This is a genomic window from Pantoea sp. Morm (genome assembly GCF_016643525.1).
Taxonomy (GTDB): Bacteria; Pseudomonadota; Gammaproteobacteria; order Enterobacterales; family Enterobacteriaceae; genus Pantoea; species Pantoea dispersa.
On the sequence record NZ_VOQX01000018.1, the window covers coordinates 25,068 to 40,081 of the forward strand.

The window sequence follows — 15,014 nt, forward strand, 5'->3', positions numbered from 1 at the left end:
CTCAGCGCCCCAGATATACGTCGATAACCCGATCGTCCGCCTGTACCTCGCGCAGCGATCCCTCAGCCAGCACCTGGCCCTGATGCAGCACCGTCACGTGGTCGGCAATGGTTTCCACAAAGCCCATGTCATGTTCCACCACCATCAGTGAGTGCTTGCCCGCCAGGCTGCGGAACAGCTCGGCGGTGTAGTCGGTTTCGGCATCGGTCATGCCGGCTGCCGGTTCGTCCAGCAGCAGCAGGTGCGGCTCCTGCACCAGCAGCATGCCGATTTCGAGAAACTGCTTCTGCCCGTGCGACAGCAGACCCGCCTGCCGCTGGCGTTCGCCGCCGAGCCGCAGCAGTTTCAGCACCTCGTCGATGCGATCGCGCTGCTCGCCGCTAAGCCGGGCGCGCAGGCTGGCCCACACCGATTTATCGTTTTTCAGCGCGATTTCGAGGTTTTCAAACACCGTCAGCGCTTCAAACACCGTGGGTTTCTGAAACTTGCGGCCAATGCCGGCGCGGGCGATTTCGACCGGCGACAGCTGGCGCAGATCGGTATCCTGGTCGTAGATCACCTGGCCGCTGTCCGGGCGGGTTTTGCCGGTGATCACGTCCATCAGCGTGGTTTTCCCCGCGCCGTTCGGGCCGATCACGCAGCGCAGCTCGCCGACACCGATCTGCAATGACAGATCGGTCAGCGCGCGGAAGCCGTCAAACGAGACGTTGATGTTCTCCAGCAGCAGCACCGGATCGGTTTGCTGACGATGGCGATCCGCCGGGTGCGGTTGGGTAAACAGTTGCTCAGTCATGACGCCTCCGGCGCAGCAGGCCAATTACGCCACGCGGCAGGAACAGCGTGACCAGGATGAACATCAGGCCCAGGAAAAACAGCCAGTATTCCGGGAAAGCGACGGTGAACCAGCTTTTGGCACCGTTGACGATGGCCGCACCCAGCAGCGGGCCAATCAGCGTGCCGCGTCCGCCGAGCGCCACCCAAATCGCCGCTTCAATCGAGTTGGTCGGCGACATTTCACTCGGGTTGATGATGCCGACCTGCGGCACGTACAGCGCACCAGCCAGCCCGCACAGCACGGCAGAGAGCGTCCAGACGAACAGTTTGAAGCCCTTCGGATCGTAACCAATAAACATCAGGCGGTTTTCCGCATCGCGCACCGCCGTCAGCACGCGACCAAACTTACTGCGCGCCAGGGCAAAGCCCAGCGCCAGGCTGAACAGCAGCAATAGCACGGTCGCGATAAACAGTGCGATACGCGTGCCGGTAGCGGTGACGCTGAAACCGAGCAGGGTAGTAAAACCGGTAAAGCCGTTGTTGCCGCCAAAGCCGGTTTCGTTGCGGAAAAACAGCAGCATGCCAGCGTAAGTCAGCGCCTGCGTCATGATGGAAAAGTAGACGCCTTTGATTCTGGAGCGAAAGGCGAAGAAGCCAAACAGCAGCGCCAGCAGGCCCGGCACCAGTACAATCAGGCACAGCGCCCAGAGAAAGTGCTGGCTGCCGGCCCAGAACCACGGCAGCTCATTCCACGACAGAAACGACATAAACGCCGGCAAACCGCTGCCTGCGGCCTGGCGCATCAGGTACATGCCCATGGCATAGCCGCCGAGGGCAAAAAACAGCCCGTGGCCGAGCGACAGCAGCCCGGCGTAGCCCCACACCAGATCCAGCGCCACCGCGACAATCGCATAGCAGAGGATTTTGCCGACCAGCGTCAGCGTATAGGTGGAGATCGCCAGCGGATGGCTGGCGGGCAGCAGGGCGCAGAACGGCAGCACCAGCAGCAGCGCGGTCACGATGACGCCGAGAATCAGGCTGAGGCGCGGCGCTTTGCGCACCACGCGTAAGGTCAGTGGCTGGCTCATCAGTCAATCACCCTCCCTTTAACGGCAAACAGACCCTGGGGACGTTTCTGGATGAACAGCACGATCAGCACGAGGATCAGGATTTTGCCGAGCACCGCACCAATCTGCGGCTCCAGCACTTTGTTGAGGATGCCGAGACCAAAAGCCGCCACCACGGTGCCGGCCAGCTGACCGACGCCGCCGAGCACCACCACGAGGAATGAGTCGATGATGTAGCCCTGACCCAGTTCCGGCCCGACATTGCCCAGCTGCGACAGCGCGACGCCGCCGAGTCCGGCAATGCCGGAACCGAGTCCAAACGCCAGCATGTCGATGCGCCCGGTCGGCACGCCGCAGCAGTCGGCCATGGCGCGGTTCTGCGTGACCGCCCGCACATTCAGCCCCAGCCGGGTTTTATTCAGCAGCAGCCAGGTGAGCGCCAGCACCGCGATGACAAACAGGATCACCGCGATGCGGTTATACGGCAGCACCAGATTCGGCAGCAGCTGCCAGCCACCGGACAGCCAGCCCGGATTGGCCACTTCGAGGTTCTGCGCACCAAACAGCATGCGCACCAGCTGAATCAGCATCAGGCTGATACCCCAGGTGGCGAGCAGCGTCTCCAGCGGGCGACCGTATAAGTGGCGGATGATGGTGCGTTCCAGCAGCATGCCCATCGCGGCGGTGACGGTGAAGGCCACCGGCAGCGCCAGCAGCGGGTACCACGCCAGCCACTGCGGGGCAAACTGCTGGAACAGATTCTGCACCAGCCAGGTGGCGTAGGCGCCGAGCATCAGCATCTCGCCGTGCGCCATGTTGATCACGCCCAGCAGGCCGTAGGTGATCGCCAGGCCGAGCGCGGCCAGCAGCAGAATGGAGCCGAGCGACAGGCCGGTAAACGCCTGGCCGAGCCAATCGCCCCACATCAGGCGCTGCCTGATGTGCTGCAGGCTGGCGGCCGCAGCGGCGCGCACCTGCGCATCGGGTTCGTTGCTGGCCTGGGTTAAGCGCGTCAGGCTGGCCTGCATCGCCGGATCGCCCGATTCTCCGAGCAGCGTGACCGCTTTCAGGCGCAGCGCGGCGTCCGGGCTGGCGAGCTGCAGATTCGCGGCGGCCATCGCCAGCACCGCGCGTACTTTGCTGTCCTGTTCGGCGGCAAGGCGCTGTTCAATCAGCGGCAGCTGGTCAGGCGCGGCATCGTTTTGTAATTGCTGCGCTGCGCGCAGGCGAGTCGCCGCATCGTCACTCACCAGCTGGTGGGCGGCGAGGGCGCTGGCAATCAGCACGCGCAGCCGGTTGTTCATGAAGAGTTTTTTGGTTTCGCCGTCCGGCTGCCGGGCGCTGTCGAGCGGCAGAAGCTGGTCAGCCTGTTTGCTGAACGGCTGTTTGTTCTGGTCGATAACCACGCTTTCATTGCGCAGCGCCTGCAGCAGCGGCAAGCGGCTGGCCTGCGGCGCCGCAGCCCACTGCTGCAGCAATGTCGCCTGCTGCGTGCGGCTGGCGGCGGCGAAGTCAGCGCCATCACCGGCCTGCGCCAGCCACGGCAGCAGTAACAGCAGGCAGCTGAGAATACGGCGGAGTGTCATGGTGATCATCCTGTTATGGTTACATTGGGTGCGGTGTGGCCCTCATCAGGGTTAGGGCGTTGTCTGGCCCTCACCCTAACCCTCTCCCGCAAGCGGGAGAGGGAACCGATCGAGCGAATGAAGAGCGCCTCACTCACATGCAGCAGCGCCTCACTCACATGCAGCAGCCCTCACATGCAGCAGCGTCTCCCTCTCCCCGTGGGAGAGGGCCGGGGTGAGGGCCAGCGGGCCAGAGGGCGAGGACCATCAGCCTCCCCTTACTGCGCCGACTTCACCGGATAATCCGGCTTCTTATCATTCCCGGCGATGTACGGGCTCCACGGCTGGGCGCGCACCGGCTGTTCGGTCTGCCACACCACGTTGAACTGGCCGTTCTCCTCCACCTCACCAATCATCACCGGCTTGTGCAGATGGTGGTTGGTTTTGTCCATGGTCAGCGTGAAGCCGTCCGGTGCTTTGAACGTCTGTCCGGCCATCGCGGCGCGCACTTTGTCCACATCGGTGGTGCCGGCTTTCTCTACCGCCTGCGCCCACATGTGCAGACCAACGTAGGTGGCTTCCATCGGATCGTTGGTCACTACGGTGCTGGCGTTCGGCAGGTTGTGCGCTTTGGCGTAAGCGCGGTAGTCGGCCACGAACTTCGCATTAGTCGGGTTATCCACTGACTCAAAGTAGTTCCACGCCGCCAGCTGACCGACCAGCGGTTTGGTGTCGATGCCGCGCAGCTCTTCTTCCCCCACAGAGAAAGCGATCACCGGAATGTCGGTTGCTTTAATGCCCTGGTTCGCCAGCTCTTTGTAGAACGGTACGTTGGAATCACCGTTGATGGTGGAGATCACCGCGGTTTTGCCACCGGCGGAGAATTTTTTGATATTGGACACGATGGTCTGGTAATCGCTGTAACCAAACGGCGTGTAAACCTCTTCGATATCCTTATCCTGCACGCCTTTGCTATGCAGGAAGGCGCGCAGAATCTTGTTGGTGGTGCGCGGATAGACATAGTCGGTGCCGAGCAGGAAGAAGCGTTTGGCGCTGCCGCCATCTTCGCTCATCAGATATTGCACCGCCGGGATCGCCTGCTGGTTCGGCGCGGCGCCGGTGTAGAACACGTTCGGCGACATCTCTTCGCCTTCGTACTGCACCGGATAGAACAGCAGGCCGTTCAGCTCTTCAAACACCGGCAGCACCGATTTGCGCGAGACCGACGTCCAGCAGCCAAACACCACCGCCACTTTGTCCTGAGTCAGCAGCTGGCGCGCTTTTTCGGCGAACAGCGGCCAGTTAGAGGCCGGATCGACCACCACCGGTTCCAGCTTCTTGCCCAGCACGCCGCCTTTGGCGTTAATCTCATCGATGGTCATCAGCGCCACATCTTTCAGCGGCGTTTCGGAAATCGCCATGGTGCCGGACAGCGAATGCATAATGCCGACTTTGATGGTGTCTGCCGCCTGTGCGGTAAAGGCGAAGCCCATGCTGGCAACGGTAGCGGAGAGCGCGAAAGCTTTAAGCAACGAACGTCGTTTCATCATTTAAACCCCTAACTGTGTTATCTGTTGTTATTCAATGGGTTGAAGCCGAGCCTGCTGTAACATGTGCAACGTAATCTTCCTGACCTCGGCCTTACTGACGGCAATGTGGTCGGTTAAAATGCGCTGTGCCTCCTCGGTGTGTTGCTGAAAAATCGCCCGTAAGATCTGAGCGTGCTCGCGGTACGTGGCATCGACCCGGTCATCCCGCGTGAAGTCGAGACGGCGAATGATGCGGATTTTTTCTGTCAGCTCGGCGTGGATGCGCGCCATCTCCTGATTGCCCGCCGCGGCCACCAGCGCCATGTGAAACGCTTCGTCGTGCGCTGATACCGCTTTGCCATCTTCCAGCCGGGCATCGTCGATCCAGAAGGTTTTCAGCGCGGTCAGGGTTTCCGCGCAGGCCAGCGGCGGCAGCGCGCACAGGCGGCGCACCGCTTCGCGTTCCAGCACGGTGCGGAAGTCGTACAGCTCCTCGAAGTAGGCGAAATCGAACGGCCGCACCTGCCAGCCGCTGCGAAACCACACCTCGACGTAGCCTTCGCGCTCCAGCCAGAACAGTGCCTGACGCACCGGCGTGCGGCTCACCGCCAGCCGCTCGGCGATTTCGTTTTCGCTGAAGCGGTCACCCGGCATCAGACGGAATTCAAAGATGTCCTGCTTCAGCGCCTGATAAACCTTTTCGGCCAGCGCTTCGGGACGGCCTTTGCTGCGGGGCGCGCTACTGTTCATACCTGCTCCTTAAGCCAGCCACAGCAGGGTGTCGCCCGGACTTACCGGACGGCCCGCCTGGCAGGCAATGCGTTTCACCGTGCCGGCCTGCGGCGCGACAATCGCCAGCTCCATCTTCATCGCTTCCACGATGATCAGTGTCTGACCGGCCTGCACCGTATCGCCCGGCGCAACCAGCACTTTCCAGATGTTGCCGTTCATGTCAGCGCACACCGCCAGCGCATCGTCCTCTGCGTCGGCGACCCCCAGCGTCTCTTCACGGGTGAGCGGCGCTTCCTGCTCTTCCTGCGCCCACAGCGTGACTTCCTGCTCAAACGCTGCGGCCTGACGTTCACGGAAGGCACTGATTTCCGTCGCGTTGTCGGCGAGGAACTGCTGATGCGCCGCGAAATCAAACTCGCTCTGCTCGATGCGGATGCGGGCGCGGCCGGCGCGGAAATCGTCGCGCAGTTGCGTCAGTTCTGCTTCGCTCACCGGATAGAAACGCACTTGGTCAAAGAAGCGCAGCAGCCAGGGTTCGCCGGCGGCAAACTGATCGTTTTGCAGGAACTTGTTCCAGATGGGCAGCGTGCGCCCCACCAGCTGATAGCCGCCCGGTGAATCCATGCCGTAGATGCACATGTACATGCCGCCAATGCCCACCGTGCCTTCGGCGGTAAAGGTGCGCGCCGGGCTGTATTTAGAACTCAGCAGGCGATGGCGCGGATCGATCGGCACCGCGCACGGCGCGCCGAGATAGACATCGCCGAGACCGAGAATCAGATAGCTGGCGGCAAACAGGGTGTCGCGTACCGCTTCGCGGCTCGCCAGTCCATTGATGCGCTGAATGAAGTCAACGTTATTCGGCAGCCACGGCGCGCTGGCGCGAACCGTCTCTTTGTAACGCTCCACCGCGCCGAGCGTGGCGCTGTCTTCAAACGCCATCGGCAGCCAGACGATGCGCGACGGCACTTTCAGCGCGCTGACGTCGTCCAGCCCGGCTTCCAGCTCCAGCAGCAGCGTCATCAGCTGCTGCTGACCAATTACCAGGCTGTCATAGCGCACCTGCAGCGAGCGCACGCCGGGCGACAGCTCTTCAATGCCGGGCTCTGCACGCTGGCGCAGCGCCTGCATCAGCAGGTGTACGCGCAGGCGCAGCGCCAGATCCAGCACGTTATCGCCGTACTCAATCAGCACATATTTGTCGCCCGCCTGGCGGTAGACCGCCGCAGGCGTGGTGGCGGTCGCCGGCAGCGCCGCTAACAGGGTGGCAGAACCGATGTCGCTCGCCGCCAGCGAAGGCACCGCGAAGGCCGGTGCGTGCTGGCTGCGCAGCGTGGTTACGCTGTGCGCCTGGGCTTTCTCCAGCGCGACCGCTTCGTCAGCGCTGATCGGGTGGAAGCGGATGCGATCGCCCGGTTTGACCTGGCCGACTTTCCACAGCTCGGCTTTGGCGATGGTGACCGGGCAGACGAAGCCACCAAGGCTTGGGCCGTCGTGCGTCAGGATCACCGGGAAGTCACCGGTAAAGTTCACCGCGCCGATGGCGTATTCGCAGTCGTGTACGTTAGACGGATGCAGCCCGGCTTCACCGCCGTTAGCGCGCGTCCAGCTGGGTTTAGGCCCGACCAGACGGACGCCCAGCCGGTTGGAGTTGTAATGCACCTGCCAGTCGCTGGCAAAGAACTCATCGATGGCGGCCTGGGTGAAGAAATCCGGTGCGCCGTGCGGGCCGTACAACACGCCAATGCGCCATTCGCTGCCGTAGTGCGGCACCAGCGCGCGATCCAGCGCTTCGGGGTCGCTGACCGGGGCTGGCGTGGTGCAGGCGGCGAGCGTCGGCTGAGAGATCGGCAGCATGTCGGCGACGCGCAGCGTGCGTCCGGCGTGGCCGCCAAACTGACCCAGCGAGAAGGTGGCGCGGCTGCCAAGATACTCCGGCACATCGAAACCATTACGCACCGCTAAATAGGTGCGGCAGCCGCTCTGCGCGCGGCCCAGCGTCAGGGTTTGTCCGGCTTTCACCGCCACCGGCTGCCAGTAGTCGACCGCGCTGCCGTCGAGATCGGCCGGACAGTCGGCACCGGTCAGCGCAATCAGTGCATCGCTGTGGAAACGCAGCGTCGGGCCCTGCAGGGTGAACTCCAGCCCGGCGGCGCTGGCGTGGTTGCCGACGATACGGTTGGCCAGGCGGAAGGCGAAGTCATCCATCGGGCCGGACGGCGGCACGCCGATGTCCCAGTAGCCCAGGCGGCCGGGAAAGTCCTGAATGCTGCTGAACGTCCCCGGCTGCAGCACTTCGATGACGCTGGCCGCCGGCGTAAAGCCGTCAAGGAAGCGCGTCCAGACGTTGCCGCTGCGGAAGGCGTCGGTCGCCACGATCTGACGCAGATAATCGAGATTGGTGGCGATGCCGTGCAGTTGGGTAGCGTCGAGCGCCTGCTGCAGCTTCGCCAGCGCGGCGTCGCGCGTTTCGCCATGCACGATCAGTTTGGCCACCATCGGATCGTAAAACGCCGTCACTTCGCTGCCGGTCTCGATCCAGCCGTCGACGCGCACCGCCGGCGGGAAGCTGACGTGGGTTAACACGCCCGGGCTCGGCTGGAAGTTTTTCAGCGGATCTTCGGCGTACAGCCGCACCTCAATCGATGCGCCGTGCGGTGCCTGCTGCAGACGATCCCAGTCGATGGCATCGTCCGCCGCCACCTGCAGCATGCACTCCACCAGGTCAAGGCCGGTGACGCACTCGGTCACCGGATGCTCCACCTGCAGGCGGGTGTTCACTTCGAGGAAATAAAACGCGTCCTGCGCGGCGTCATAGATGTACTCCACGGTGCCGGCGCTGCGGTAATTAACCAGCTCGCCCAGCCGCACCGCTGAAGCCAGCAGCGCTTCACGCGTGGCCTGCGGCAGATTAGGGGCCGGCGTCTCTTCCACCACCTTCTGATTGCGGCGCTGCAGCGAACAGTCGCGTTCGCCCAGCGCAATCACCTTGCCCTTGCCGTCGCCAAAAATCTGTACTTCCACGTGGCGCGCGCGGTCGATGCAGCGTTCAAGAAACACGCCGGCATCGCTGAAAAACTGCTCGCCCAGACGGCGCACGCTCTCCCACGCGTTTTCCAGGGCCGTGGCGTCGGCGCAGCGGGTCAGACCGATGCCGCCGCCGCCGGCGGTGCTTTTCAGCATCACCGGATAGCCAATGTCTTCCGCCGCGCTGAGTGCGTCCTGCAGCGAACTGAGCAGCGGCGTGCCCGGCGTCATCGGCACGCCGGCGCTGGCGGCCAGCTCACGGGCGCGATGCTTGAGACCAAATTCGCCAATCTGCTGCGCGGTCGGGCCGACAAACGCGATGCCGGCCTCTTCGCAGGCGGCGGCGAACGGCAGGCTCTCGGAGAGAAAACCGTAGCCGGGCCAGATGGCCTGCGCGCCGCTTTGCTGCGCAGCGGCCAGAATTTTGTCGATGCGCAGATAGCTGTCGCTGGCTTTGTCACCGCCAAGGGCGATAGCCACATCGGCTTCGGTAACGTGACGCGCATTGCGGTCGGCATCCGAATAGACCGCCACGCTGGTTACGCCGAGGCGCTTCAGGGTGCGGATGGCACGGCAGGCGATTTCGCCACGGTTAGCAATCAGAACGGTGCTGAACATGATTAGTGATTCCCCTGTGACGTCAGCCAGTTGCGCCAGCCGCCGAATTCAGTGATTTCCAGCGCCTGGGTCAGCGCTGCCGGTTCGCAGATAAAGCCTTTCACGATGCGTCCATCCGCCAGCGTCAGCGAACCGATGCCGAGCGGCGCCGGGATTTCCGCGACGAATTCGCCAAAGCGCGCCAGCGGGATGTCCCACAGTTCGACGGTGATGGCGGCACCGCTGTCGCCGCGTAGCAGGCCGGGCTTTTTGATCGGGCCATCAAGCAGGGCGAACAGGCGATAGTGGCTGGCGGTTTGCGTCTCTTCGACCCACACCGCCTGACGCGTGGTGAGCTGGAAATTCAGCGGCATGCCGGTGAGATGGGCACCGACCACCGCCACGCGCACGTGGTCAGGCGACGGCGGCAGCGCGGCGGGCTGCGGCGGCAGCGCTTTGCCGGTGGCCCCGAGCGGCAGCGCCAGCTGCTGCTGCCAGCGCAGGCCAAACGTCGCCAGCGCGCGGTCGTGCCACGCCGGGGCGATCAGCGTGATGCCCGCGGGCAGCCCATCGGCGCGGAACGGGCCAGGCAGCGCCAGCGCGCTGAGGTCGGCCAGGTTCGTGAAGTTGGTATAGGTGCCGAACTGCGAGTTGTAGTGCACCGGCTCCTGCTGCATCTCTTCCAGCGTATGAATGGTGGGCGAGGTCGGCACCACCAGTGCATCGAACCGGGCCAGCGTCTGCTGGATCTGGCGCGTCAGTTCGGCACGCAGGTATTCCGCCTGATACGCCTCGACGGCGCTGTACTGGCGGCCGCTGCTGACGATGCCGTACACCACCGGATCCATCTCTTCCGGGCGGTCGAGCATCTCGCCGACCGCCACGGTGCGCTCGGCGACCCACGGGCCGTAATAGAGCTGCTCTGCCAGCTGGTGGAAAGGGGCGAAGTCGATAGGGTGCAGCGTCGCACCGCTCGCCGTGAGCTGCTCCAGCGCGCCGAGCCACGCCGCTTCCGCCTGCTGGTCACCGTAAAACTGCGGCGCGGCAGGGATCGCCAGCGAGGGCTGCGGCTGGAAACTGGCCGGTGCGCTGCGTGGCGACTGGCGCGCATAGGCGTCACCGGCGTCGTAGCCGCCCGCGATGCTGGCGACGCTAAAGGCATCGGCAACCGTCAGGGCGAACACCGAGATGGTGTCATTGAGACGGCAGGCCGGTACCACGCCGCTGGCCGAGAACCAGCCTTTGGTCGGCTTCAGCCCGACGATATTGTTAAAACCTGCCGGCACGCGGCCGGAGCCGGCGGTATCGGTGCCGAGCGAGAAGCCGACCAGGCCGCGCGCCAGCACTGACGCGGAGCCGGAGCTGGAACCGCCGCTGACGTAGGCCGGATTAAAGGTGTTGCTCACCGCGCCATACGGCGAGCGGGTGCCAACCAGACCGGTCGCGTACTGGTCGAGGTTGGTTTTACCGATGACGATAGCGCCTGCCGCTTTCAGCTTTGCCACCACGAAGGCATCGGCCGCGGCCTGATACGTCAGCGCCGGGCAGGCGGCGGTGGTCGGCCAGCCTGCCACGTCGATGTTGTCTTTGACGGCAAACGGCACGCCAAACAGCGGCAGCGCGGCCGGATTGCGCTGATATGCCGCCAGCAGCGGTTCAACCTGCGCCAGCAACTGGGCCGGCGAAGCGAGGTACAGCCAGGCATTATCCTGGTTATCGAGTGCGTCGAGATGTGCGGCCAGCAGTGCAGGGATCTGCTGTGCATCCTGCTGTGCGCAACGTTGCCAATCCTGAAGCGTAAAACCGAAGGTCGATGCCATGAGTGAATTCCAGCTGGTATACAAGATGGCATTCAACAGAGCAAAGCACGTGCCAGAGTTGTAACTGAATGAAAACGCGTAGCTATTTGATGGGTAATAAGTTTTTCTGATGATTATTTGCACAATTGCGGCGCAGGCGCTGAACAATCACGGTGCGCCTGGGTAAATTTTGTGAAGAACGTGGCAAGAGCCGGTTGGCCTGGTTAGCATGAAGGGAGTCCGGCATAAGCTGGAGCGCAGCAATGAGGAGAGCGGAGTGGAGAAGTGGCGTAACTGGATGATAGGGATCTGTCTGGTCAGCACGGCCGGCAGCGTGTGGGCCGATTCGCTGGATCAGCAACGACAGCGCTATGCGCAAATCAAACAGGCCTGGGACAACAAACAGATGGACCAGGTTGAGCAGCTGATGCCAACGCTGCAGGATTATCCGCTCTATCCGTACCTGCAGTACCGCCTGCTGGCGCAGGATCTCGATCAGGAGACCGGGCTGGCGGTGAAAAACTTTATTCAGCAGTATCCCACGCTGCCGCCGGCGCGCTCGCTGCAGACGCGCTTTGTTAACGTGCTGGCGCACCGCCAGGACTGGCCGGGCGTGCTCAGCTTCAGCCCGGATGAGCCGAAGCCGGTGCAGGCGCGCTGTAACTGGTACTACGCCAAATGGGCGACCGGTCAGCAGCAGGCGGCGTTTGACGGGGCCAAAGCCATCTGGCTGCGCGGGACCGCGTTACCGAACGACTGCGATAAGCTGTTCTCGGTGTGGCAGGCTTCAGGGCAGCTGTCGCCGATCACCATCCTCGAACGCATCCGCCTGGCGATGAAAGCCGGCAACGACAGCCTGGTTAATTACCTGGCGAAAATGCTGCCGGCGGATTATCAAACCACCGCCAGCGCGCTGATTGCGCTGCAGCAGAATCCCCAGACCGTCACCACTTTTGCCAGCACCCTCGGCCCGACCGATTTTACCCGCATGGCCACCAGCTACGCCTTTGCCCGCGTGGCGCGTCAGGATATGGACAACGCGCGGATGATGATCCCGCAGCTGGTTCAGGCGCAGAAGATGAGCCCGGCGGAAGAGCAGGATCTGAAAGAGACGGTGGTGTGGCGCATGATGGGTGCCGATCTCACCTCGGAGCAGGCGCGCTGGCGCGATGCGGTGGTGATGAACAGCGAATCCACCGCGCTGATTGAGCGGCGCGTGCGGCTGGCGCTGAGTGAAAACGACCGTCGCGGCCTGAACACCTGGATTGCCCGTCTGCCGGTGGAAGCCAAAGAGAAAGATGAGTGGCAGTACTGGCAGGCCGATTTACTGATGGCGCAGGGGCGCAAAGAGGAAGCGGAAGAGATTCTGCGTAAGCTGATGCAGCAGCGCGGCTTCTATCCGATGGTGGCGGCGCAGCGGCTGGGCGTCGAGTATCCGCTGCAGGTGGATCAGGCGCCGGCGGCGGACAATAGCGTGGTGCAGGGGCCGGAGATGGCGCGCGTGCGCGAGCTGATGTACTGGGGGCTGGATAACCTGGCGCGCAGCGAGTGGGCCAATCTGATCAGCAGCAAAACCCGTACCCAGCAGCAGATGCTGGCGCGCTACGCCAATGAACAGGACTGGTGGGATCTCAGCGTGCAGGCCACCATCACCGCGAAAATGTGGGACAGCCTGAAAGAGCGTTTCCCGCTGGCGTGGCGCAATCTGTATCAGCAATACACCAGCGATAAGGGCATCACGCCAAGCTACGCCATGGCGATCTCTCGTCAGGAGAGTGCGTGGAACCCGAAAGCGCGCTCACCAGTTGGCGCCAGTGGCCTGATGCAGGTGATGCCGGGCACCGCCAGCCATACCGTGAAGATGTATAACATTCCGGGTTACGTTAACAGCAGCCAGCTGCTCGATCCGCAGACCAATATTCAGATTGGTACGCAGTATCTGGAGTATGTCTATCAGCAGTTTGGTCAGAACCGCATCTTCTCTTCTGCCGCCTACAATGCCGGCCCGGGGCGGGTGCGCAGCTGGCTGAATACCAGCGGCGGCAAACTGGATGCGGTGGCGTTTATCGAAACCATTCCCTTCTCGGAAACCCGTGGCTACGTAAAAAACGTGCTGGCCTACGATGCCTATTACCGCTACTTCATGGGCAAGCCGGATAAGATTCTCGCCGACGGCGAGTGGAATCGCCGTTACTGACTGTGTTATGCTTCCGTACTCGTTAATGAGTACGGAAGCCTTCATGAGCCAACCCCTTTCCCCGCAGCCGGTTGAAGACAACTGGCTGCGTTTCATCGACCTGATGCACAACGCGTTTTCCGATGACGTAGCGCTGCCACTGCTGCAGCTGATGATGACGCCGGATGAGCGCGAAGCCTTAGGCACGCGCCTGCGCATTATCGAAGCGTTGATCAACGGTGATATCAGTCAGCGCGAGCTGAAAAACGAATTGGGCGTCGGGATTGCCACCATCACCCGCGGATCCAATAGCCTGAAAGAGGCGCCGCCCGAGCTGAAACGCTGGCTGGAAGCGCGCCTCGGGCGCAGCTGATTACTGCTGATACAGCGGGTGAGTGAACGGACAGAGCGCCAGAATCAGGGCCTGATGATAGACGCTGGAGCGGCTCAGCAGGCCGTGGGTGAAGGCGCCAATCGCACCGCCCTTGTGTTTGATATTCTCCACGCCGGTTAAGCGCGCCATCTCGTCACCGAGTTCGCGTCCGGCGGCCAGGCCGGTCATCACCACCGGCGGCAGCGTAAAGCTGGCGGAGCGGGATTCGCCGCGCTGCTGCGCATTCTCCACCACCATCCAGGCAAAGGCGCAGTCGCCCTCGATGCCCGCTTCAATCGCCACCCAGTAATCCGCCTGTGGCCGCACATGACGCGCGTTCGCCACACGCTGGCGTGCGCCAGTTCGCGTTTCGGCATCGCTTAAGGGCTGCGCGGCGACGCCGCTCTCGACCTCGACCCCTTCAATATGGCAGGATCCTTCGCCGAAAACGTCGTTGAACGCCTGAGCAATTGCGCGGATTTTTGCCGGATTGATGGTGGCTGCGACAACATGGTACATAATTACCTGAACCCTCAAGACAAATTTGTCGCAGTATAACGGAAATTAAGCATGTTACAGGTCTATCTTGTTCGTCACGGTGAAACGGTTTGGAATGCGGCCCGACGCATTCAGGGGCAGTCCGACAGTCCGCTGACGGATAAAGGTGAGCAGCAGGCGCATCAGGTGGGCGAGCGCGTGAAATCGCTGGGCATTACTCACGTGATTGCCAGCGATTTAGGACGTACCCGGCGCACCGCGGAGATTATCGCTGATGCCTGTGGTTGTACGGTGACGCTCGATGCCCGCCTGCGCGAGCTCAATATGGGCTGTCTGGAGCAGCGTCCGCTCGACGGCCTGACGGCGGAAGAGGAGAGCTGGCGTAAAGCGCTGGTGGATGGCACCGAAGGCGGCCGGATTCCGGGCGGCGAGTCGATGGAGGAGATGGCGACGCGCATGCATGCCGCGCTCAATGCCTGTCTCGATCTGCCGGCGGGTAGCCGCCCGCTGCTGGTGAGCCACGGCATGGCGCTGGGCGTGCTGGTGAGTACCATTCTCGGGCTGCCGGCCCATGCGGAGCGCCGTTTGCGTCTGCGTAACTGCTCGATTTCGCGTGTCGATCATCAGCAAAGCGCCTGGCTCGCCGCCGGCTGGGTGGTGGAGACGGCCGGGGATGTGTCGCATCTGGATGCCCCGGCGCTGGATGAGCTGCAGCGTTAAGCGCGGTAGCGCATGGCGCAGAATGACCGCGTATCGGTGCGTATCAATGATCGCGTATCGGTGCGCATCAATGCGCACCCTACGGGGTGCACGGGCAATGCGCATCGGCGACAAACGGTGAATTTTCTGTAGGGTCGCCATTCATGGCGACCTTCGG

General features: G+C 62.9%; 11 protein-coding genes. 3 read left to right on the forward strand and 8 right to left on the reverse strand.

From position 1 onward, the window contains the following. Window position 1 precedes the first annotated feature (1 nt). From urtD to atzF, 7 genes are all read right to left on the reverse strand, one after another. The gene (gene urtD, locus FT726_RS08780) at window positions 2–793 is read right to left on the reverse strand and encodes an urea ABC transporter ATP-binding protein UrtD (RefSeq protein WP_058771510.1); all 792 of its coding nucleotides are present in this window, start codon (window positions 791–793) and stop codon (window positions 2–4) included. Next, on the reverse strand, window positions 786–1,862 hold the full coding sequence (urtC, locus tag FT726_RS08785) for an urea ABC transporter permease subunit UrtC (RefSeq protein WP_282996140.1): 1,077 nt from the start codon (window positions 1,860–1,862) through the stop codon (window positions 786–788). The genes urtD and urtC overlap by 8 nt, the downstream gene beginning before the upstream one ends. Next, the gene (gene urtB / locus FT726_RS08790) at window positions 1,862–3,427 is read right to left on the reverse strand and encodes an urea ABC transporter permease subunit UrtB (protein ID WP_127834548.1); all 1,566 of its coding nucleotides are present in this window, start codon (window positions 3,425–3,427) and stop codon (window positions 1,862–1,864) included. Before urtB ends, urtC begins: the two co-directional genes overlap by 1 nt. Window positions 3,428–3,684: 257 nt before the next feature. Continuing rightward, on the reverse strand, window positions 3,685–4,953 hold the full coding sequence (urtA, locus tag FT726_RS08795) for an urea ABC transporter substrate-binding protein (protein WP_031279577.1): 1,269 nt from the start codon (window positions 4,951–4,953) through the stop codon (window positions 3,685–3,687). Window positions 4,954–4,983: 30 nt separating this feature from the next. After that, window positions 4,984–5,685, reverse strand: a complete 702-nt coding sequence (locus FT726_RS08800; protein ID WP_021506818.1) for a GntR family transcriptional regulator — start codon at window positions 5,683–5,685, stop codon at window positions 4,984–4,986. Between the two features lie 9 nt (window positions 5,686–5,694). Next, the gene (uca, locus tag FT726_RS08805) at window positions 5,695–9,312 is read right to left on the reverse strand and encodes an urea carboxylase (protein WP_346302678.1); all 3,618 of its coding nucleotides are present in this window, start codon (window positions 9,310–9,312) and stop codon (window positions 5,695–5,697) included. Window positions 9,313–9,314: 2 nt separating this feature from the next. After that, complete coding sequence (atzF, locus tag FT726_RS08810; RefSeq protein WP_346302679.1) at window positions 9,315–11,111, reverse strand: allophanate hydrolase; 1,797 nt, start codon at window positions 11,109–11,111, stop codon at window positions 9,315–9,317. 256 nt (window positions 11,112–11,367) lie between these two features. On the opposite strand from atzF, the gene sltY reads away from it, so the two are divergent. Then, the gene (gene sltY, locus FT726_RS08815) at window positions 11,368–13,287 is read left to right on the forward strand and encodes a murein transglycosylase (RefSeq protein WP_058757134.1); all 1,920 of its coding nucleotides are present in this window, start codon (window positions 11,368–11,370) and stop codon (window positions 13,285–13,287) included. 43 nt (window positions 13,288–13,330) lie between these two features. Beyond that, complete coding sequence (trpR, locus tag FT726_RS08820) at window positions 13,331–13,639, forward strand: trp operon repressor (RefSeq protein WP_021508685.1); 309 nt, start codon at window positions 13,331–13,333, stop codon at window positions 13,637–13,639. On the opposite strand, the gene yjjX is transcribed toward trpR, so the two are convergent. Continuing rightward, window positions 13,640–14,158, reverse strand: a complete 519-nt coding sequence (yjjX, locus tag FT726_RS08825) for an inosine/xanthosine triphosphatase (RefSeq protein WP_159377895.1) — start codon at window positions 14,156–14,158, stop codon at window positions 13,640–13,642. Between the two features lie 51 nt (window positions 14,159–14,209). On the opposite strand from yjjX, the gene gpmB reads away from it, so the two are divergent. Next, window positions 14,210–14,857, forward strand: a complete 648-nt coding sequence (gpmB, locus tag FT726_RS08830) for a 2,3-diphosphoglycerate-dependent phosphoglycerate mutase GpmB (RefSeq protein ID WP_021508687.1) — start codon at window positions 14,210–14,212, stop codon at window positions 14,855–14,857. Window positions 14,858–15,014: the final 157 nt, after the last annotated feature.

Bases quoted from the DNA above. Each gene is read 5' to 3' on its own strand.
- urtD (WP_058771510.1), bottom strand. From the start codon at position 793: ATGACTGAGCAACTGTTTACCCAACCGCACCCGGCGGATCGCCATCGT.
- urtC (WP_282996140.1), bottom strand. From the start codon at position 1,862: ATGAGCCAGCCACTGACCTTACGCGTGGTGCGCAAAGCGCCGCGCCTC.
- urtB (WP_127834548.1), bottom strand. From the start codon at position 3,427: ATGACACTCCGCCGTATTCTCAGCTGCCTGCTGTTACTGCTGCCGTGG.
- urtA (WP_031279577.1), bottom strand. From the start codon at position 4,953: ATGAAACGACGTTCGTTGCTTAAAGCTTTCGCGCTCTCCGCTACCGTT.
- FT726_RS08800 (WP_021506818.1), bottom strand. From the start codon at position 5,685: ATGAACAGTAGCGCGCCCCGCAGCAAAGGCCGTCCCGAAGCGCTGGCC.
- uca (WP_346302678.1), bottom strand. From the start codon at position 9,312: ATGTTCAGCACCGTTCTGATTGCTAACCGTGGCGAAATCGCCTGCCGT.
- atzF (WP_346302679.1), bottom strand. From the start codon at position 11,111: ATGGCATCGACCTTCGGTTTTACGCTTCAGGATTGGCAACGTTGCGCA.
- trpR (WP_021508685.1), top strand. From the start codon at position 13,331: ATGAGCCAACCCCTTTCCCCGCAGCCGGTTGAAGACAACTGGCTGCGT.
- yjjX (WP_159377895.1), bottom strand. From the start codon at position 14,158: ATGTACCATGTTGTCGCAGCCACCATCAATCCGGCAAAAATCCGCGCA.
- gpmB (WP_021508687.1), top strand. From the start codon at position 14,210: ATGTTACAGGTCTATCTTGTTCGTCACGGTGAAACGGTTTGGAATGCG.